Below are 21,942 nucleotides of genomic sequence, written 5' to 3'. Positions count from 1 at the left end.
TGATTCTTTTCAGGTAAGGAAAGTGTCCACATATTCTCCGGTCTTGTCCCGAAAGACAGGAGCAATAACTTGCTCTTTTTTCAGCTCGAAATCTTTGACTTTACAGTTAAGCAGTTCTCTAAACTCTTCCGCATGAATTTCCAAATGATTTGTAAGCACATTATCCAAAAAGGTTGGGATAGTCATGCCGTCACTGAGAAGGGGTAGGACGCAACTCAGCTTGGTATATATCTCATTACTGATATAAGTCTGCTTGCGAGATGCCGGGGTTTTTCGGACAAGGAAAACGGCTGCGTATTCTTTGACCTTGCCTTCAGGAACATCGCCGGCTGCAGGTTGTGGCGTTGCTTTCTTTTCCCGCCATTTTCTGAACGGATTAAAATACTCATTTTCTGTAACTCTTGTTTTTTCTGCTTCACCCTTCTTATCCTTCGGGGTAGCAACTAAAAATTCCTTCTTCATAACTTTCTGAATTTAGGGGTTAATAACTTATTTTCTTTTTTCGCTTATATGCTTGCATCAAGTGACACCGTGCAGTGTCTCACATTCTGCCTGTCTGTATGGGTACAATATCCGGTTTACCGTATTCTTTTTCCTGCGGAAACCATGTATCGCTACATGACCGGACAAAGGATATCCATACATTACATCTTACTGTATATCGGAGCATGGCAGTACCTCTAGCAGCCAGACATGACGGATTAACCTACTTCGCTACATTCCTCGACGTAAGGTATCGTTAAGTACCTGTATGAATGTATCTGTACCTTTCAGTCTGCATGACTCTCTTACATCAAGCCCTGACAGGCAATCCATTTTCCATGGGAGCAATGTATCCATACAAAGTCGCACGTTCAGATACCGGGCAGTACTTTCACCAATGAGTCTATCTAGCACCTGAAGCCTTGCGTCACTTCAAAAGTAGAGGCTATTTTTGATACTATCATCAAAATCGGAACCACCTGACATCACATGTCATCAGATGTCATCACCTGTCACACATCCGTCTATTTACCAGCCGTTTAATCCGCCCTAACTTTGCAAAATCAGAATGAGACAGCGGAGGAAACAGGCTTCATCGGACCACAGCACGCCGTGAACGTCGCGCAGCAATCCGACGAAGGAGGATTCTATGTTCAACCGAACATAGCAAGTTGTGTTTTCGTCCGACAGGAAGTATCCTGTCCGACAAAACCAACTTGCCCTCCCGATGGTCGGGGGAATTTGCTCCAAAGTCGCAAATTCTGATGGAGAAAGAGTACGAACCATAAATACGAAAGAGTATGAAGGAAGACACTAGAACAAGAACGGGCAGAAAGCCCAAGAATGATCCGGCGGATTACAAGTATAGTTTCCGTCTGAACGCTGAGGAGAATACCAAATTTGAGCAGTTGGTTGCCGATGCGGAAGCTAAAGACCGGACACTTTTTATCAAGAAGGCACTTTTCGGTGGTCAGATTAAGGTAGTGAAAATCGACAAGGCGACGTTGGATTACTACATCAAACTGACGGAATTTCATAAGCAATTCCAGGCAATTGGCAACAATTACAATCAGGTGGTACATGCCGTGAAGACTAATTTCGGTGAGAAAAGAGCCATGTCGCTGCTTTACCAATTAGAAAAAGCAACCATCGAACTGATGCTGCTGACAAAAAAGGTCATGGCACTCACACAGGAATACGAGAAGAAATGGTTGCAAAAATAAGTCATGGAACAAGCCTGTACGGGGCACTTGCCTACAACCATGAAAAGGTGGAGAATGGAAAAGCGGAGATATTATCCGGCAACCGGATGGTTTCCGACCGTGTAGGATTACCCAGTGAAGATATGCGTTTGGCATTACTCTCTTTTGAAAATTACCTGCTGGCAAACAGGAATACAGAGAAACCTATCCTGCATATTTCACTCAATCCTGCGCCGGAGGACAAACTGACCGATGAGCAACTGGCGGAACTGGCAGAGAAGTATATGCAGAAGATGGGATATGGAAACCAACCGTTTATTGTATATAGACATGGTGATACGCATAATCCGCATATCCATATTATCAGTACCTGTGTAGATGAAGAAGGACGGAAAATCAGCGATTCCTACGAATATCGTCGTTCCATGGCTGCCTGTCGGGAGTTGGAGATTGATTTCGGACTACGCAACGGTGCAGACATGGAAGAGCGGAATCAGAAGGCGGAACTGAAAAAGGTGGAAGCCTCTGCCGGTGATATACGCCATCAGATAGGCAATACGCTAAAGGCGGTATTGGAGAGTTACCGTTTCCGGACATTCGGGGAATACAGCGCACTGCTTTCCACACTCAATATCGAAGCTAAGCAGGTTCGGGGAGAATACAAGGGAGAACCCTATACCGGAATTATCTATTCAGCCACCGATAATAAAGGAAAAGTGGTCAGTCCGCCTTTCAAGAGTGCCCGGTTCGGCAAACGCTTCGGGAACGAATGGTTGGAGAAGAAGATGCTTTTACACACCAAGGACTTTAAGGACGGTAAATGGATGCCGGGGATTCAAAGGCAAGTCGCATCTGCCATGCAACAGGCGCGTTTACGCAAAGAAATGGTGGAACTGCTGAGAAAGAATAACATTGATGTGGTATTCCGCGAGAATGAACAAGGACGTATCTATGGCGTCACGTTCATCGATCATAACAACCGGGAAGCGTTCAACGGCTCACGAATGGGCAAAGAGTTTTCCGCGAATGTATTCAATGAACTTTTCAACTGGTGGGACGGCATACCTACCAAAGAGAGGCAGGCGTATACCGGAGAGGAACTTTGGCAGCACTATGGTCACAAAGTGGAAACAGGAAGCGCATTGGAGCAAGCTGCGGGTATCTTCTCCATAGATACCAATCCGAGAGATTACGAGGAAGAAGCCTTCGCACGCCGCATGAAGAAAAAGAAGAAGGCGAAACGCAGGTCACGCGGCATTTAATAGAAACTGATTATTAACCCTATTTATACAGATTCTTATGCAACAGGAAGATGATTTAAGAGCGCTTGCCAAAATAATGGAATTCGGGCGGGCAGTGAGTATTTTTCTTTTGGTGGTACATGTTTATGCCTACTGTTATCCCAGTATCCTCGAATGGGGCGTACAGTTGGGAGTGGTAGACAAAATATTGATTAACTTCAACAGAACAACGGGAATTTTCAATTGCATCCTATGGAGTAAACTGGCGATTCTGCTATTGCTGGCTATCTCCTGTCTGGGGACGAAGGGTGTTAAGGGAGAAAAGATAACCTGGTCCCAGATCTATGCAGCGTTGGTTGCCGGATTCATTCTTTTCTTTCTCAATTGGTGGATTCTGGAATTATCCCTGCCTCATGCGGCAGTTTCGGCTCTGTACATATTCACTTTGGCTTCCGGTTATCTCTGTCTGCTGATGGCGGGATTATGGATAAGTCGTTTGTACAAATCTAATCTGATGACAGACGTTTTCAATACTGAGAATGAAAGTTTTATGCAAGAAACTCGTTTGATTGAAAACGAGTATTCTGTAAATCTCCGCACCCGATTTTACTATAATAGGCAATGGTACAACGGTTTTATTAATGTTGTGAACGTTTTTCGAGCATGTACCGTACTTGGAACTCCAGGCAGCGGAAAATCTTATGCTGTTGTAAATCAGTTTATAAAGCAGGAAATAGAAAAGGGATTCGCGATGTATCTGTACGATTACAAGTTTCCTGATTTATCTGAAATAGCTTACAATCATTTACTTAACCACATAGATGGATATAAGGTGAAGCCCCATTTCTATGTTATCAACTTTGATGATCCGAAGAAGTCGCACCGCTGTAATCCGATTAATCCAGAATTCATGACGGACATATCTGACGCATACGAAGCGAGCTATACAATTATGCTAAATTTGAATCGCACATGGATTGAAAAACAGGGGGATTTCTTTGTCGAATCACCCATTATTTTGCTGGCGGCTATCATCTGGTATCTCAAAATCTATAAGAACGGCATCTACTGTAGCTTCCCTCATGCGGTGGAATTACTTAATAAGCCATACACCGATTTGTTTACTATATTAACCTCTTATCCGGAACTTGAAAACTATCTTTCACCCTTTATGGATGCATGGAAAGGGGGAGCGATGGATCAGCTCCAGGGGCAAATAGCATCAGCAAAAATCCCACTTACTCGCATGATTTCACCACAGCTTTACTGGGTTATGACCGGTAATGATTTTTCTTTAGATATCAATAATCCGAAGGAGCCGAAATTGTTATGTGTCGGCAATAATCCCGACCGTCAGAATATCTATTCAGCTGCATTGGGACTATACAACAGCCGCATTGTGAAACTCATCAATAAGAAGGGACAACTCAAAAGTACGGTCATCATTGACGAGTTGCCTACCATCTATTTCCGGGGGCTGGACAACTTGATTGCTACTGCACGAAGCAATAAGGTAGCGGTCTGTTTAGGATTTCAGGATTACAGCCAGTTGAACCGTGACTACGGTGAAAAAGAGTCAAAAGTTATCCAGAATACAGTGGGGAATATCTTTAGTGGGCAGGTAGTTGGAGAGACAGCGAAAACACTTAGTGAACGTTTCGGGAAGGTGCTTCAAAAACGACAGTCCATCTCTATCAATCGTCAGGATGTTTCCACTTCCATCAACACGCAGTTGGACTCACTCATTCCGGCTTCCAAGATTGCGAACCTCTCGCAGGGGACATTTGTAGGAGCTGTGTCGGACAATTTCGGAGAAAAGATAGACCAAAAAATCTTCCATGCTGAAATCATTGTAGACCATGAAAAGGTGGATGCAGAAACGAAAGCCTACAAGAAAATTCCTATTATCAATGGGTTTAAGGATGAGAACGGGGACGACATCATGATGCAGCAGATCGGGCGGAACTATGACCAGATAAAGGCGGATGCGCAGGCGATTATCAACGAAGAGATGACCCGTATCAAAAGCGATCCGGAACTCTGCAAACGGTTGGGGCTGGAAGATGAAAAAGGAGGAAAACCAGATAACGATGATAAATAAACCGGCGGAATTATCCGACATTTTACGAATAATGGCTATATTTGGACGTTAAAATCAAATATAGCGGTAGTTAACAGGATAGTTACTGCCGATTATATACATAAGTCGCAAGACGTCTCGGACAGAAATCTGGTAAATTTCAAAATAATAGAGACTATTGCGTGAGGCTTGTGCTATATCTTATAGCGTGGGCTCATGCATGTTTCTGTTATTGGGCTTACCAGAGCCTCTGTCCGGAACTGCGTGGGTTTCACGCTTCTTTTAGTTATAAGAGCAGAGGTATGGCAAAAGTCCGGATTGTAATGGCGATAACCCTTGACGGGTTTCTTCCAGAAGATAGTGAAAACCTGATGCAATGGGTAAAAACCGATAAAAAAGGATTTTCCCGTTGGAAGGAAGAATGCGCCTATCCTTTATTTCCTGGCTATCCCCTTTTAGATTTGGTCTGCAATAAAGACAGAACTGATGATTCTTTCATCTATCATGCAGAAATTTCAGATAAAGATAGCGCTGAACTATTGAGAGGACTTTTCCTGTATCATATCGTGGACGAAATAATTGTATATCTTCTTCCCGTAACAACAGGCAAAGGAATACATATTATGAAACATGTATCCCCTTGTCATTGGTCACTCCATAAAGTCAAACAATACCGAAATGGTATCTGCCACATGGTATATTGGAAACATAAAAAACTATTATAAATCATACTTTTTTAATTTGGCATGTAAAGCCTGTCGACTGATACCAAGCAATCTGGCTGCTCGCGTTATGTTATTTCCCGATTTTTGAAGGGCGAGTATTATCTGTTCTTTATCCCTTTCCTCATCCTTGAGTTTCATTATTGCGGATGCGCTTCTTAAATTGACAGCAGCCGCATTCTCTTTATCAAATCCTAAATCAGCTACAGACAAATACTCATTTTGCGCTATGATTATAGCCCGTTTTATACGGTTTTTCAATTCCCTGATATTCCCCGACCAAGAATGACTCAGTAGAAATTCCTTCGACTCATCACTGAATCCCATCGCCTCCTTTCTGTATTCCTTGGCATACTGTTCACGGAAAAACTCGGCAAAAGGTAAAATGTCTTCCCGGCATTCCGAAAGGGAGGGCATCCAAAGGTCAAACTCACAAAGACGATGAAAGAAATCCTCACGAAATCTTCCTTCTGATATGGCTAAATTCAAATCTTCATTGGTGGCGGAAATGATACGGACATCCGCACGCTGCTCCTGATGTCCGCCTACCGGAGAATAAGTATGTTCTTGCAATACACGAAGTAGCATGGCCTGCAATTCCAGTGACATATTCCCGACCTCATCCAGAAAGAGCGTTCCGCCTTCCGCTATTTCAAAATAACCTTTCTTATCTTTATCCGCCCCTGTAAACGCTCCTTTTATATGTCCAAAAAAGTATGATGCGGCAAGTTCTTTGGGTATTCCACCACAATTGACCGCAATGAAGGGATGGTCATACCTGTCACTATTCTGATGTATACTTTGAGCCACCGATTCTTTTCCTGTACCGTTGGCTCCTAATATCATCACAGAAATGTCTGACGGAGCGGCTAATAATGCAAGGCGTTCCACTTCTTTAGCTTTTGGACTGATCCGCCGGAGTATCATTTTGTCTCTCCGTATAACAGACAAAGGTTTCAAAAGCTCACGGACAAGGTCAAGCAACCTTTCCTTATATATAGGTTTTGGTAAATAATCTTTAGCACCTAGTTTGATTGCATGTACTGCGTCTGAAAAAGAGGCATAGTCAGTCGTTATCACAAATGGGATCTGGATGTTTTTCTTGTTAAGCCATTCCAGCAAAGCAATGCCGTTCCCCTCTGGTAGCCGCACATCAGATAAAATGAGATCTAACGATTGTTTCTGTATCATAACACGGGCTATCGGTTCAGTCATGGCAGTCACCACATCATAACCGGATTTCTCCAACCACTCTTTTTGTACCTGTGACAAAAGCACATTATCTTCAATTAACAATATCTTATGTTTCATGTTTCAGATCAATCATTTCATTTTTAGCTTTCACAACCAATTCATGCGCATAGGCTATTATCCTTTCCGTTTCTTTACGGATTATTTCATTGTCCGTATTTTCATCATGCAACATCTGCCGATATATTATTAGTGTATCATCTGTTTGCAATAACTCCCATACAGGAAGCATCCGATGAATTGTACCACGTAACCGTATACGGTCTGCTGCCTCCAGAAAGTTTTCCAGTTCAGCGATACTCTTTTCAGACTCCTCCACAAAAAGTTCCAATATCTTTTTCTTATCACTTATTTCGGAGGTCAATGTTTTAAAATCAATGTCACTTTCTGTAATCTTTTCTTTCTCGACAACTGAAGAGATAGAGGATAAAAGCTCTTTGGTAGAAAATGGCTTGTAAATACAATCAAGAAATCCGGCTTCTATAAAATTATGCGCTTCTTGATCTCCATGTGCCGTCATGACTATTACAGGTACTGTCCGGGAGTTTCCTATATTGGAATTTCGCAACAGTCTCAATAGATTAAACCCGTCTGTTCCTGGCATTTGAACATCTGTCAATATTAAATCAAAATCACGCTTTCGAAGTGCCTGCACTACTTCTTTGGCATTGCTACAAGTTTCACAGAATACACCATTTCTTTCCAACATCTCTTTAATTACTCCAAGTTGAAGGGAATCGTCATCCACGACAAGAACTTGCCGGGGTAACCTTGTCATTCCGACATTGGGCTTAATGTCTTCTGTTTCTTTTTCACAGGTTTCCGTAAGTGGCAGAACTACAGAAAAGACACTACCCTTACTGACAGTGCTTTCAACAAAAATTTCTCCATTTAATAAATTGACCAGTCCTTTCGTTATAGAAAGCCCCAAACCAAAGCCTTCAGAATTTACTTCTTGGGCAGCGCGTTCAAACGGTTCAAAGATACGGGACAATGTTTCCTCGCTCATTCCAATGCCGGTATCTCGAATTCTCATTGTCAGTTGTCCATTTCCATAAGCCACAATAAAACAAATCTCACCGGATTTAGTAAATTTGATGGCATTTACCAACAGGTTGTCCAATATCTGCTCAATACGGTCCGCATCTCCTTTAGCCGTAATCCCAACTCCTGATAATTGGGTAGTGAAGAGCAGCCCCTTGTTATTGCTGGCTTGAGAATATAAATTCACTATCCGTTCGATCAGTTTATCCAGCCTGAATACAACTTCATTTCTTGCTTCTTTCCATTCATTCATCCGGTAAATATCCAGCAGATTATTCACCAAATGCAAGATATGCCTGCATGAAGTACGTATATTTTCCAGATAGGTATTTCTTTTTCGTTTATCCCGCGTATCTATCGCCAGTTCCGCACTTCCATTGATACTTCCCAGAGGTCCGCGTATATCATGCGAGATAGTCAGGATGATTTTCTTACGCATCTCAAGAAGGGCCTTATTCTGTAAGATACAATCTTCCAATGTCCGGCGTGTCTTTTCCTTTTGACGAAGATCCCATTGAATTATCAGGTAAGATATGAACAGCAGTACGCCAGCAACAATCAGTACATAAGCTACTAATCTGAATGATTTCTGTCGCATATCTTCCAGTTGTTTATCTTTTTCCCGGAAAGCTATTTGTATTAGACCATCTATTTGAGAAATCAGACTCATTAGCTCGCTATTGAGTTCCTTATTCTTTCGCCTCACCATATCTGTATAATTTTCCAAATCTTGCCTATGCTCTTTTTGCATTTCTATCAATTTTTCATTTAACTCATGGAGAGGTTTCGCAGGAGCAACAACCTGTACGGTCTCTTTTTTGCCAAATAATCCGGCAAGTCCTTTCTTTTTTCGGGTTATTTCATTGGTATGTGTAGCTTGTTTGGCTACAACGGGTAAATGATTTATGAGTAGACTATCTATTTTTTCCTGTTTGTGAAACGCTTGCATGATATGAAGCAGATGTTGCTCCTTACTTGCAAGCAATCCACATAGAGTGTCTATTTGCTCGGAACAGATAAACTTCGCACAATGATTTTGTAGCTTTTGAAGTAAACTATCCGTTTCTAATCGCTTTGCACGATAGGATTGATAATCTGCCTTTTCCCAACTGATAGCAAATTCACCAAGAGTGGCGAGTTCAGTAAAATTGCGGTGTACAGAGCTTATATCATGTCGAAGCTCCCGATTAATTGCTACGCCGGCTTCAATTTCATGCAAACGTTGTCTTTCATGCAATAAGATAAGTATCACACAGCCAATAAGTGCCAGCACGATAAGATAGCCGGATAAAATTTTGATAGTTAGCGATTTCTCTTTCAAATTTATTTCACATTAAGGCTATTACTCCTATTCTAGATCTAACAAAATATTGATAAAGTAGAAAGCCGCAGACATAATTAGCCTACAACCCTTTGAACATTTCGTTAGCAAACTAGTACTTGATCCACTCGAATATTTCTATTTGGTTACTGAAGTTTCTTTAATTACGCTAACTCATTATAAAACAAAAAAAATATACTGTTTTTATCTTACTGTACTTCTTGAGTACCCCATCCTATCGTTACATTTTTGTTTGATGGTGACAAATCAGGACAATTAAAAGTAGCAAATAGGATTGAATCATCTTTAAGAGAATAACAGTACAGACAAGAGTACAATCGTCAAATATGACAATAATTTTCTTGTATATTTATTCCTCATTTTATTCTAATGGTATATTTCCACCTACTCCTTATCAATCCAGATTTGCTGTTACCACAAGATCATTTCCTCCCAAATCCACCGGAGCTAATGCCGTGCCGATCCCATAAAAATGATTAGCGATGATGGGGAAACGATACGCCCCTTCGGTATCAATAATACCAGTACCACTGCCGGTAGAAGAATCAAGTGAATCATCTGCCTTTAGTTTCACGCGGCGAGTGCTAAGTATGTTATTACCTGCATCCATTACTAAGACTTTTAGGGTATAGTCATTTGAATCAACAGCTGGAGGTGCAGCTACCGGAAGCACATACGATCCTTTAGAGAAGCGATCTGTATTGGAATGTCCTGCCGTCACGGGAATTTCAACCAGTACATTACCTGTTCCTTCAGTTATTTTATCATCTACAAAGTCTTTGAATATCGGACTTTGCTCGAGAGGAAGAAGAGGTACACTCTTGTTCTGATTTTGATAAAGTACAATCTGAATAGTTGTTGCAGCCGTTGGCACGTTGGTAAACCAGCCCATCACTCCGGCTACCCGACGATAAAGATCGACTTTACCAGTCAGACCACTTTGCGTAGGAGTCAACTCCGTTTTTCCTGTGAAGAATTCGGATTCTCGCATATTCTTCCAGTCTACACCTGCCCCAAGCGTGGCATTCAAGCCGTTTAGTGAGGTCCCCACTGTGATTGCACCCGGAAAATTATAAGTTGTGCTTGATGCACCGTCACGCCCCACTGCCAAAAAAGTATAGGTGATATCCGGTGTACATTTATATTTCACTCTATAATGCATCTCAGCAGTAGTGGTAGGAAGTTGTCCTCCTCCTGTTGTGAAATGTTCTGTCCAACCCACATTTTCGGAAGCCACACAACTACCTGTAGGATCGAAGATATAGAGTTGCACATCTGTTACGTGTTGCGCGTTCTCCGAGCCGGGAAGTACAGTGCGTGAGGAAGTCGTGATCCCGCTGCTGGCAGTAAAGATGAGGGTTACTTCACCCCCATTTTCTACGCCGGTCATCTCTTCCAGGCTGTCTTCCTTACTACACCCTGCTAGCAGCAATAGGCTGACGATTGCCACCGACCAGCATCTCATAAGATTGTTTATCATCTGTTTATTCATTCTCTTTACGATTAGTAGCAAGATTTATTCACTCTTTTCCAGATAAAAGCGTCCTGCATGTGTTTGAAGAATACCGGCATCAAGCGTCACTTCATATTGTTGTGCCAATGAATTACGTTTTCCGGTTTCTGTATCTACTAATGCCCATTTGCTCCAGTTATCGCCCACTATATGCGAAAGGCTGAGCGTAACACGACCGGCTTTCTTCAAGCTAAATCCCAGTGGAATGCGACGGGCAGACGCATTTAACTGTTGAATATCAAGTGCCTTGCCACTGGCTACACTGAATACTGCTATTGCAGGTGGCACTTCATTGTCGAGCAAGAGTTCGGTGTCTTCATCCGGCACATAGGCAGCAGATGCTTTCGATTTGATAATCAATAATGCTGTTGCCGAAGTCCCCCCGGAAGTTGCTGTAATAGATAAAGCGGAAGAGATATTGGTACTACGACTACTTGCCGAGCGTGTACTTGTATTGCGCAACTTGCTTCCCGGTACCTGGCACAGCATATCTTCATTGAACATGACGGACAACTGTGTTCCAGCTGTTCCTACTGTGACAAAAACCGATTGCATAGGAGCGATATACCAGTAGCCATCTCCGTTAGAAATTAATTGTCCATCCACCTTGATAAGTGAGTTATTGCTATTACCGTCATATACTTTGACAGATGTAATAGTGGGATTGGCTGTCATAAATTTCTTTATATCAATATGTGCCATGAATGGATTACCTACCAGAAAAGTAGAACTCGGCTTTTGACTACTAACACTCATTGTCAGAGGAAAAGTTACTTTCCCATCAACTCCTTCATTGATGAAACGTCCTGCTACTGCTGCACTTCGGGCTATACTTTCGGTGATGCCGGTGGGATTGCCGGAGGCATTTACATAACTGTAAGTAGTATGTTCTTTAGGGAAACGGAAAGTCATCGTATTGCTTGCCAAGTTACCCTTGTCTGCCATTAGCGAGAACCCGTTTGCTGCTGTATATGGGTGCTTTAATGCATTAAACGGTGGTGTCCAGTTTGTTTCATTTATAGCTACTGTAACTTCTCCATTCAATTTCCTACCCGGTGCGCTATTGCCCCATAAGCGTTGCAAAATGCGTGGATTAAAACGATTCTCGGGAGAATTCGTTGCTTCCAAGTTCGTAAATTTAGAAACAGTACCCTGATTACCCTGCAAACTTTGGGGGATAAACATATCACCTGTCACCATCTCTTTCAGAGGGGCGGAAAGCATATAGTAGCGCCCCGGAGTTATGGAAAATTCTACCCACGCTTTCTGATAATGCAGATAGTGCGTGTTTACAAGTTCGGCATGAGGAGAGAAATGAACGTAATGGCAATAGTTGTCCGCTCCGCTTGTTAGCTCCGGATAACGGGTACAGTTGGAAGGAAGAATAACATTTGTACAATCCCAAGGGATACCCTGACTCCAATTTTCCCATGTATTCCAATCGGTAGAAGTTGCATCTTGTTTCCAAGTGGTTTCTTTAGGATGAACAGTTACATGAACACCATTATAGTAAGCATTAGCGTTGGTCACACTTTGGATGTTGATATAATAATCACCTGCGGGTAAATCATTCACCGTTAACGTGTAATCGGCAGCCAAAGTTATCGTTTTGTCAGCAACTGTATTAGTTGAAGTTACATCATGAAACTTGAGTGTATAGTCGCCTGTAGGAAGAGCATCAGTACCTGTTATCTTAATTGTCACAGGATTTCCTACGCATATATGTTCGGGAGTTGCAACAGCCGAATTTATAGGATTATCATTATTAGCATCCGGTTCAGCACAATCAGGGATGCCATCACCATCTGTATCAGGGCGAATAAATACACCAGTTAATAAGACATTTTCTAAAGCTTGCGCTACACCTTTAAAAGATATGCGTATTTCATCAAATTCACTGACTTCAGGAATCGTTGAAATATAGGTATAATCACCCGAACCGATGACATCTGCCCCTAACACGCCCCATGAGTTTTTGGAATTATCATCTTTGACTCCTGCACTATATACCGAAAGCTGTATATTATTAAGTAAATCGACATCGGCCAATCCAGTTATTTTTTTCATCATAAATCCAACTTGGGCTTTCGTTCTGACTGTATTGAATTTAACGGCTACCGTAACTCCCCCCGCCACTGTGGTATTAGTTATAGTTGCGGCAGATGTCCTGTCATCGTCTAAGAGATTTCCCAAATTATTGAATGAAGAACCCACAGAAGCTACACTCCCGACTTTGGTCTCATCATAATTGATTTCTGCACCATGATTACCTGCCGTCAAGAGTTCAAGACAAGCATCACCTATGTTGCCACTATAGCAAGTAGAACTTGTCGGCTCCCAAAATGCATTATAAATATAGAATGTTTTTAGTTCCAAATTTACCGTAGCTACTCCTGATGTCCATAACTCCATAGAGTCAAAATCTTTATCTGTAACGATACTCAAGCGCATCTTTGTACCGTCATCTCCTATCAGCCCGGCAGAAACAGCATTACCATCTTCCGTTAAGCTATTTCCACTAAGATATGCACCATTCTTCTTTAATCGGATACGGAAAAAAGTTAATGCGTCTAACGATAAAAGCGAGGAGGTAGATTGTACCGTAAATCCAGTGCGAATTTCACGACCAGCTGTATTCAGAGTACTACCATCGGATGTTGTTATACCGAGAATTCCAATATTACCGGCTACAGTAACTCCTTTTGTATAGACTGCGTAATTATCTGGATTATCATCCAGAATATTGTCTACTCCTTTTATATCACTTATACTGATTAAGCTACCTCCTCCCTTTGGAGTGTAAGCTATAGCTTTATTTTTACTAGTTGTTATCAGCGTATTACAATCCGCTCCATTCATTATTTGGGCCTTTCGGGTAATAACTACTGTTTGAGAATAAGTTGTACCATCCCCAGCTGTATAAGTCACTAATACTACGTAATCTCCATCCACTGTCATACCAGTTATTCTATTATCAGCCGTTATCTGGGCTGTTGCTCCGTTAGGAGAACTCAACAATTGACACTGCATGGTTCCCGATTGCGGAGCGGGAAATTGATAAGTATTGCCCGCGATGGTGGTATTGGTTAAAGAAAGAAAGCTGGAGGCATCTATTTCCACCGGTTCACGAACGAAAGCATAATTAACAACGGTAGCTCCCAAATTGACATTTACGCCTGTAAACTTTATCCGAACCTGCGTACAAGGTTTAGAGGTAATCAAACTGACCTGCTTCTTTCCACCTCCTATAGCCGAAAGCCCTAACAAAGAGTTTATTGTTACTGCGTCTACCTTTTGATTATTTGCATCATAAGTTTCAAGCACTGTACCTGTCAGCAAACTTAAATCTAATAGGCTTGCATCCGTAAAACAGAAGCCGACTTCAGTACCAATGGGTATGGCAGTTTTAAAGTTTACGGTAACATGAGGATCAGAAAGCAATCCACCTACTGTACCAAAACCTGCTCCGTTTGTAAGATCAGCATCAATAATCTTATCAGCACCAACTATGCTAGTCCATCCTAGATCTAATAATCCGTTTTTGTGTATTTCCACTCCATCAGGAAAATATGTGTTATCTGTTGTACATGCTTGTTCTGGATTATCTCCAACAAAAGCATAATACAAACTCAATGCATTCAGTACCTCAGCAGATACACCAGTCATACCTATTCTGATTTCATCAAATGGTTTAGTGAATGAAGTGGAAATAGACAAAGCTTGTTTCCCATCATTATTTGCTGCACTCAGCAAGTTTAGTTCCAATGTTTCACCGGCAGTGTTTCCTCCTAGTCTTTCTTGTGCTACTCCTTTAAGAAAGGTTTGAATCCAAAAACCTTTTAATACAGTTAAGGTCAACAAACTGGTATTATTTATTTTGTAAACAAATCCAGCTGTTTGTCCGCCTGCATAAGTACGTGCCATATCACGTACCGAAGCAATTTGATTGGCAATTAAATCCGCTGCTGCGACTCCTGCAAATGAAGTTGAATTGGCGATATCAATATCTACCATGTGTCCCACATTCTCTTTCCAGCCGATAACACTAACCAAAGCGTCCGATATATTATCAACGATACGCCCCTTACCAACAAGAGGAACTCTGCGACCGGCCACCCAATAACCGTTAACATCCTGCGTAAGATTAGAAGTAATCTTCGTAGCACGAGTAGATGGATCTTGTGAAGAGGGTTGTTTACCATCAGGTAGCGACATAATGTCCTCATCCTGGCAAGATAACACTAACAGGCAAAGTATAAAAGTTAGTAAGTAATGTATCGTTTTCATCTCTATTACATCTTTAATATCTATAAAAATTGAATAGAAAATCTTGGAAGATTTTCAAAATACCGGAGAGCTCCCGAAGCTATTTTGAGGGCTTCGGGAAGTCTCGGAGAGGGGAAGAAACACTATTGGGCGTTTCGGGAAAAATTATTCAAGCTCCATGCTATGGATTACTTCCCAATTGTCATTTACACGGAGAGTCAACTCCTGCTTGTTATTCAGAGATTCAGGATCGTCAATGTCCGGTTTTCCAGGCTCTGTAGGATTATCTAAAGTTCTTGTACCAATTCCATACAAGTGATTACGAACAACATTATAACTATTCTTTGTATCAGTCGCTTTACTTGTTTCAAAAGCAGTTGTTCCATTCCATTTTGCCAAATCATATTCAGTTAGTTGACCATCGGCAGTAGGTAGATTTACATTCCAACTTCTCAAAACAGTATCATCTGCTTTAGTCAATTCAAGTTTGAACGTTTGACCAGCTGTCTTTGCAAACGGAATTAGGAATTCGCCTGCAAAAACAGAACCTTTAGCGAATTTAATACCAGTATAAGCAGCAGAAACTGCCCAACTTGTGTCATCAATTATACCATCATTATTAGTATCTTGAATAGTGGTAAACCAATCTGCTAAATTAATACTATATACTACCTTATCACTATTGGATAACGTACCATTAATGACGTATTTTACGTTTGCGTCATTTCCTGTACCATTACCGATTAAGTCAAAGTTGGCAAATTGACCTAAAACCAACTGCTGATTTTTGTCGGAAGCAACCAAACGCAACTTTGCAGCATCAGCCATGTAAGGTATTTCATTTACATAACCAAATGTACCTGCAACCTGACGGTTTAAAACAACCGGTTTTTTAAATCCTTTACCCTCTACAACTGTCAGTTCATAAGAACCTGCAAAGATTTCTTCTCCAATTTTATTCGTTGCATCTGTTTTAAAGGAAAGAGTCGTATTAGCATTAAAAGTACCAGATGTAGCGCCATCACCAATAGCTGTTATAGCTGCCAAATCGTAATCACTACTATTGCTATAGCCAAAAGCGTACACCATATAAGTTCCTGCGGCTAATTTATTTGCGGTTGGGATTTCAATAGTCTTTTCACGACCATGACCTCCGGTCGTGTAAGCTGTTGAACCTGAAGTATTCCAATCCGCAATATCTTTAGCATACTTCACTGTGGAACCACTACAGATGATAATCTTGACATTCTCAATCGTTTGTTTTGCTTCCGAACTAAGCATAGGACGTCCCGCACGGGTGCTGAGTCCATCTCCTGAACTTGCCACTTGCAGTACAAATGCTTGAGCCGCATTTTCATTTCCATTACCAGTAGTAATATCTTCATCATTACTACACCCTGTGAATAGCAACAATCCGGTTGCTAATGCACCTAATAAATAATTTTTTGTTCTCATTTTGTTAAAAATTTAATTTAAAAAATATCTGTCTAAAATCAATCGATTTCCATACCATGAAGCATTTCCCAATTATCATTTACTAATATATAAATGACAAATTTCCCATCATCATATACATACCTCAGTACCGTCAGTTCATTCCGTTTCATCGTAACATTCACGTCTTTCGGTGTCAGTGTCGGCGTAATTCGCTGCGGGTCATCGTAGAAGTTCACACTAACTATTGCCCCTTTCTCTTTAACTGATGGAGAGAGTACCGTCTTTGTAACGACTACAGGTATTGCTTCCCATTCAGCTTTTGTCTGTACTATTGTCTGATTGGTATAATTGAACTCACAATCCAAATTCTGAAATAATCCACCTACCGTTTTATCTGAATAGTTCACCTCCTCCGGCAGGTTCTCCACCTGAATGACAAGCTTGCCTTTGGTGCGTTCCATTTCCACCGTATAATCGTAGTTCCATGCATCATAAACCAGTGTGTCATTGGTCAGATAGAAATCGTCGCCTTCTTGTTCCTCTGCGTGCAATATGGCCGAAAGCGAATCATCGCCCAGTGGCGTGTTGTCTTTCAGTCCTCCCCACACGGTCAGTACATACTTGCCATGCGGAATGCAATCGCAAAAGGTGATAGGAAAAGCCTTTTCATCTCCCGTAACCTCGAATACACCCTGTTCTTCTACTACTTCACCCGTGATGGCATCACGAAGCTGGTAATAGAGTGTAGGTACATACGCTTTGAAAGCGAGATCTTCACTCTTTCTCTCTTCCAGCGCCACTTTATCCACATTGAAATAATTCTTGTCTTTCACCGTGACATTGACTTGCAACGGTGGACAGGGAAGTATCTCGTCACGCACACACGAACTCGTGCCGAATAGGGTGAACGCCAAAAGGAGGTATGTTATTTTTATCTTCATCATGACCTTATCTTTTGTTTATCAATGTTTGAAACCTGTCATCGGCATGATAACGGTAGAAATCCGGCTCTGTAACCGCACGTTTACGTAATTTCGTATCTTTACACGCAGGACCGATATGCAGGTAGAACTGTTCGTTCTCTTGTAGGCGAGCCGCTGTGATAGAACGGACGTATTCTGCCACCGGAGTATTATCTTTTAAAGGTGTAAGGATTGCCTTCGCATCCTCATTCTTATTGACACTCAATGCGATGATAGCACTGTTCACGTCGGCAAACGGGCGAAGAAGTTCATAAGCTTCATTGAACTGGCGCTTCTTTGCCTGGAGCAATCCCAAGTTGTAACGGGCTTCGGGAAGTTCCACATGCTGTAATAGTTCTATGGCTTTCTCATAATCATGGGCATACACGTAGCTTGCTGCGAGTGTGTTGAGCACTTCGGGAGAATGCTCGGTCAATGCCGACAACACCTCACGGGCCTTGTCCTCTTTATCCTCACGCAGATAGAGTACAGCCAGGTTGTTGGCGGCAATCTGCGATCCGGGGAAATACTTCTGTATGGTTTGATAGACCTCTTTCTTCTTGTCGTGAGAATCCGCCAAAGTAGCTACTCTCAACAATTCTTCCTCATTGAACGCATCGGGACGCTTGCCGTACATATTCAGTAATTCAGCATCGCTTGTAAAGCTTTTCAATATATAGGTATATACATACTCCACCTTGCGGTCTTTTTGCAAATATTTGTTCTTTATCTCGTTCCAGCAGGGAAGGCGGCGGATGTGCCGTTCCTGTACATCGTCGTTCTCGTTCTTATATTTTTCGAGTATATTCTTTACTGCCGCTGCATCAGCATTTCCATCGGCAACCATTGCCGTAAGAACAGGTTCCCAACCTTCAGGACGTGAATCGACGGAGATTAACCGTTGTGTCTTTGGCTCAATATCTAATTGGCCAACCAACCATTGTTTGGCGGATGCCGCACGGTTGCGTGCCAACGAAGTGTTGAATGCTAATGAACCGTCAGCCGAAGCCATACCTACGATGGTAATGGAGTTCAGTGTAGCCAGTGTATCTTTCAGGACAGGTGAAAGAGTATGTACCATGTCGTCAAGCTCTTTTCGATTATTTCCCATCAAAAGGTCTATATTCGCCTTATTGATGCCGAACTGCAAATTAGCGACTCCCTTTCCTTCCATGATTTTCGGACGAATCACAAACTCCGGCTCTATCCATGACAGTTGCAACACTTCCTTCACGTCTTCCATCAAGGTGACCGGATTGCTGATGGCAGCTATGTCTATCGTGTCAATTCCGGTACATTCGCCGCAACCATCGGTAGAAACCACAGCTACGAAGCGTCCCTCTTCCGTTCCCTCGGGCAATTGCACCGTTTCTTTATAAGGAAGGCTGAAAGAGCGTGAAGCCTTGTCGGTTTTCACGGCTCTGCTTTCGAGTGGGTCTATATAGTTATCCAGTACTTTTTTCCGGTTTATCTTCTTATTATATATAGGTGCATCCAATACCAGAGGCATATATTCTTCTTTCACGGTGCCATTGGTAATCAACTGGGGCGTGATGATTAAGCGGCTTCTACGGGAAAAATAATTCTCCGGTACATGGAAAAGCATTTCCATCCGTACCCGGTTGGTGCTGTCGGGAGTCAACACACAGGGAGAAGGTGTAGCCGTAACGACCTTTCCGGCTTGTCGGTTCGACGCGCATCCCGCAAGTAATCCGAGCGACGCGGTGAATAGTGTAATATATTGTATATTCCTTTTCATAATTTCAATGCTTTAGAAAATGTAGATGAGTGAAAGGGCAGCCTTGGTCGGTCCGAAATAATTCTTATGCTTGTTTTTGTAGCATTTCAAACAAGGGATGCGTTCGCTTTCCTTATACCATAGATGGGCGTAACCGACACCGATAGCGGCTTCGAGGTTCCAGTGCGGCGAGAGTATCCAGTTGTAACCGTAGGTAAATCCGCCACCGGCCAGATAACCGTCATACCGTTTATCCTTAAATCCACCGAAGTACTGTGCGCCGTGCAAGTGCAAGCCAACAAAATGTCCTTCAAACTTTTCGCAGAACCAATACTTCACTTCCGGCTGTACGAGCCAGAAACGCATTTTCTTATCATCTTTAAATGTCCACGGATTGTATGCGCCTGAGATATCTAAGGTTACTTTTCTGCTCAAACCCAATTCCATGCCGACGTTCGGAGTGGTTGTCAGCCAGTAAAGACCGTTGGTTTTCACAGCTACCTCCTGTGCGGAAATAGTGGCAGATAACCCAGCTATAAATAATATAAGGACTAGTATTTTTCTCATTATTTACCTATTGTTTGATACCTTAATTGTTTTGTTGGGAAAAAACAGTCATTCACTTTATTTAAAATCAATGACTTAAAACATACGCCTCTCTTGAAGAGGAGGATGGAGAAAAATCCATCTTCCTCTTTCTGCTGCAAAGTTACTCCTTCTTGAGAGTTTATACTTTACAAAAAAAGTGCAAACTTTTATAGTTTTAGTGCAAAGTGATCGTTTACGGAGAAAGTAAGGTGCTTATAGTCCCTTATCGCGTAATTCTTGTGGTGATTTATCGAAATATTTTTTGCAAAACGTGCTCAAGTAAGCTTGTGAAGAGAATCCATAGTCGGTAGTAATTTCAGTGAGTGTTTTTTCTGATACTACCAAGTCCCTGTAAATCAATTCTGATTTTCGCTGAGAAATCCATTTGTGCGCAGACTCGCCGAAGGCTTCTTTAAAACGACGTTTGAAAGTATCAACACTCAGATTCATTTGCTGGGCAAAGTCCGGTATATCCTTCATTGATAAATAATTCGTCATAACATAATCTTTGAACCCCATGCCCTTGCCTAACAAAGGATAGAAAAAAGTCGCCAGTTCTTCTTTTGTATAATAGGCACGCAGTATGATAAATAATTCCTTTTGCATCAGTTCGTGATAATGTACGCAGTTTAATCCGTCATCAAGACATCGTTTCACAAGGGTGAAAAATAGGTTCAGAACCTCCCTAACGGGTAGTTTCTTGAAATTATAAACATACTTTTTCGGAAGAAAATCTAAAAGATGCTCAAAAGAGAAGCGGCTGCAAAAATCGATATTTTGCACGAAAGAACAGCTCAGGATTGTAGTATCTTTCAATAGACTGACATAACAACAACTGTTTCTTGGAAGTAATGCTATCTCTCCCGCTTTATGAATTTGATCTTTGTAACTATTGCAGGTTATAAGAGCTTCTCCTTCGAGCAGGAAAACGATTACGGAATGCTCGACTTCAAGAAGCTGGAGTTTCTGACTTTTTTTGAATTGAAGTACTTTGAAAGTGGCTTCTGGCTGTAGCTGATAGTTGTAGCAGGTAGTATGTTCCTGCCTGTAAAACAGACTCATAGGCTAAATGTTTTAAATTTGTTTTAAAATGAAAAGCGTAATTGCCAACAATAAATTTCAAGAAATACCTAATTAATGAACTATTATAAATTTAGAAGAATGCATCTTCAACTTCATTTGTTTTGAATAGTGTTTTAAATGGAATTACTATTGGATTATTAATCTTTTTATTATCAGTAATATAGCTTCTAATTATATTCTTTATACCCCTCTTCAAGAGAGGTATTGTAAAGACATTCAAGACGTTTTCCCTACAAATATAAATGATTTATTTAAATTACAGCTTCCTATTTGTATAATTTGTTACCATTTGAATTGATTTAATAACAATTTCGTTAGCTTTATCTAGAACCGTGTTGTTCAAAGATGCCAGATAAATGCGTGTCGTATTTTCCGAAGTATGTCCCATGGCCTCACTGATAATATAAGTTTCTACACCGTTCTTTTTAGCCAAACTGGCCCATGTATGGCGAGAAGTATAGGATGTAAGACACGCGGATAGTCCCAGTAGCTTGGAAATCTGTTTCAAACGGTCGTTGTGGTTATGCAGCGCAGTTGAATAGACCGTCATTTTCTTTCTCCCCGGTGAATACAGTAGTGGGAATACATAGTCCGATTCAGTCATTACAAGGACATATTTCTTTATAATCTGCATAGCACAATCGGGTAAAGTTACTTCTATCTTTTGATTTGTTTTATGCCGTTTATAAACTAAAACATTTCCGCTCAAATACTCTTTTTTAAGGTATGCGATGTCAATGAAACTCATTCCACGAGTATAGACACTGAAAAAAAATATATCTTTGGCGAGTTCTAACATAGGCTTATTTCGTAAATCCAAATGTTCCAATTTCTGCACCACTTCTTCATCCACCGCACGCTTGGCTGTTTTTTCAATACCCGTGAATACATTCAGAAACGGGTATTTATTTTCTTTTAAGTAAGTGAGCATAATTAGTTTATACAATAGGAGATTTGTAACTTTGCCCACATATCATCAAACAGCAAGTA

The 21,942-nt window shown here is 41.4% G+C and carries 16 protein-coding genes; 4 read left to right on the top strand and 12 right to left on the bottom strand.

The genetic code is table 11. The annotated features are described in order from the left end of the window. Window positions 1-9 precede the first annotated feature (9 nt). On the bottom strand, window positions 10-462 hold the full coding sequence (locus DXB58_RS28205; protein WP_233527300.1) for a DUF3408 domain-containing protein: 453 nt from the start codon (window positions 460-462) through the stop codon (window positions 10-12). Window positions 463-714: 252 nt separating this feature from the next. Beyond that, window positions 715-897 (bottom strand): hypothetical protein, encoded by a 183-nt coding sequence (locus DXB58_RS27620; protein WP_147338730.1) that lies wholly within the window; start codon window positions 895-897, stop codon window positions 715-717. Between the two features lie 386 nt (window positions 898-1,283). Here DXB58_RS27620 and mobA point away from each other — a divergent pair, with 386 nt between their 5' ends. The 4 genes from mobA (at window position 1,284) to DXB58_RS13795 (ending at window position 5,731) form a co-directional block, all read left to right on the top strand. Further along, the gene (gene mobA / locus DXB58_RS13810; protein WP_122137125.1) at window positions 1,284-1,706 is read left to right on the top strand and encodes a conjugal transfer protein MobA; all 423 of its coding nucleotides are present in this window, start codon (window positions 1,284-1,286) and stop codon (window positions 1,704-1,706) included. Then, window positions 1,691-2,947 carry a conjugal transfer protein MobB gene (mobB, locus tag DXB58_RS13805; protein WP_199487968.1) on the top strand — a complete coding sequence of 419 codons (1,257 nt, stop codon included), beginning with the start codon at window positions 1,691-1,693 and terminating at the stop codon, window positions 2,945-2,947. Before mobA ends, mobB begins: the two co-directional genes overlap by 16 nt. A gap of 37 nt (window positions 2,948-2,984) precedes the next feature. Then, the gene (gene mobC / locus DXB58_RS13800; RefSeq protein WP_122137124.1) at window positions 2,985-5,027 is read left to right on the top strand and encodes a conjugal transfer protein MobC; all 2,043 of its coding nucleotides are present in this window, start codon (window positions 2,985-2,987) and stop codon (window positions 5,025-5,027) included. Between the two features lie 281 nt (window positions 5,028-5,308). Beyond that, complete coding sequence (locus DXB58_RS13795; protein ID WP_122137123.1) at window positions 5,309-5,731, top strand: hypothetical protein; 423 nt, start codon at window positions 5,309-5,311, stop codon at window positions 5,729-5,731. On the opposite strand, the gene DXB58_RS13790 is transcribed toward DXB58_RS13795, so the two are convergent. From DXB58_RS13790 to DXB58_RS13745, 10 genes are all read right to left on the bottom strand, one after another. Next, window positions 5,726-7,039 carry a sigma-54 dependent transcriptional regulator gene (locus DXB58_RS13790; protein ID WP_122137122.1) on the bottom strand — a complete coding sequence of 438 codons (1,314 nt, stop codon included), beginning with the start codon at window positions 7,037-7,039 and terminating at the stop codon, window positions 5,726-5,728. The two genes, DXB58_RS13795 and DXB58_RS13790, sit on opposite strands and share 6 nt — an antisense overlap. Beyond that, window positions 7,029-9,344, bottom strand: a complete 2,316-nt coding sequence (locus DXB58_RS13785; RefSeq protein ID WP_122137121.1) for an ATP-binding protein — start codon at window positions 9,342-9,344, stop codon at window positions 7,029-7,031. Before DXB58_RS13785 ends, DXB58_RS13790 begins: the two co-directional genes overlap by 11 nt. 415 nt (window positions 9,345-9,759) lie before the next feature. Beyond that, window positions 9,760-10,845: a FimB/Mfa2 family fimbrial subunit gene (locus DXB58_RS13780; protein ID WP_158571568.1), complete on the bottom strand. Its 1,086-nt coding sequence runs from the start codon at window positions 10,843-10,845 to the stop codon at window positions 9,760-9,762. 36 nt (window positions 10,846-10,881) lie between these two features. Continuing rightward, entirely contained in the window at window positions 10,882-15,165 is a 4,284-nt protein-coding gene (locus tag DXB58_RS13775) for a hypothetical protein (protein WP_122137119.1), read from the bottom strand. A gap of 144 nt (window positions 15,166-15,309) precedes the next feature. Then, on the bottom strand, window positions 15,310-16,599 hold the full coding sequence (locus DXB58_RS13770; RefSeq protein ID WP_122137118.1) for a hypothetical protein: 1,290 nt from the start codon (window positions 16,597-16,599) through the stop codon (window positions 15,310-15,312). 38 nt (window positions 16,600-16,637) lie between these two features. Next, window positions 16,638-17,525, bottom strand: a complete 888-nt coding sequence (locus tag DXB58_RS13765) for a hypothetical protein (protein ID WP_233527299.1) — start codon at window positions 17,523-17,525, stop codon at window positions 16,638-16,640. Between the two features lie 4 nt (window positions 17,526-17,529). Then, window positions 17,530-19,302 carry a hypothetical protein gene (locus DXB58_RS13760; protein ID WP_122137117.1) on the bottom strand — a complete coding sequence of 591 codons (1,773 nt, stop codon included), beginning with the start codon at window positions 19,300-19,302 and terminating at the stop codon, window positions 17,530-17,532. A 12-nt stretch (window positions 19,303-19,314) separates the two neighbouring features. Next, window positions 19,315-19,848: a DUF3575 domain-containing protein gene (locus tag DXB58_RS13755; protein WP_122137116.1), complete on the bottom strand. Its 534-nt coding sequence runs from the start codon at window positions 19,846-19,848 to the stop codon at window positions 19,315-19,317. Between the two features lie 234 nt (window positions 19,849-20,082). Then, window positions 20,083-20,931 carry a helix-turn-helix transcriptional regulator gene (locus DXB58_RS13750; protein WP_122137115.1) on the bottom strand — a complete coding sequence of 283 codons (849 nt, stop codon included), beginning with the start codon at window positions 20,929-20,931 and terminating at the stop codon, window positions 20,083-20,085. A 277-nt stretch (window positions 20,932-21,208) separates the two neighbouring features. After that, entirely contained in the window at window positions 21,209-21,883 is a 675-nt protein-coding gene (locus tag DXB58_RS13745; protein WP_122137114.1) for a site-specific integrase, read from the bottom strand. Window positions 21,884-21,942: the final 59 nt, after the last annotated feature.

Origin of the sequence: Bacteroides sp. OM05-10AA (assembly GCF_003439055.1) — a bacterium.
Classification (GTDB): Bacteria; Bacteroidota; Bacteroidia; order Bacteroidales; family Bacteroidaceae; genus Bacteroides; species Bacteroides intestinigallinarum.
This window is presented reverse-complemented; position numbering and strand designations above follow the sequence as displayed.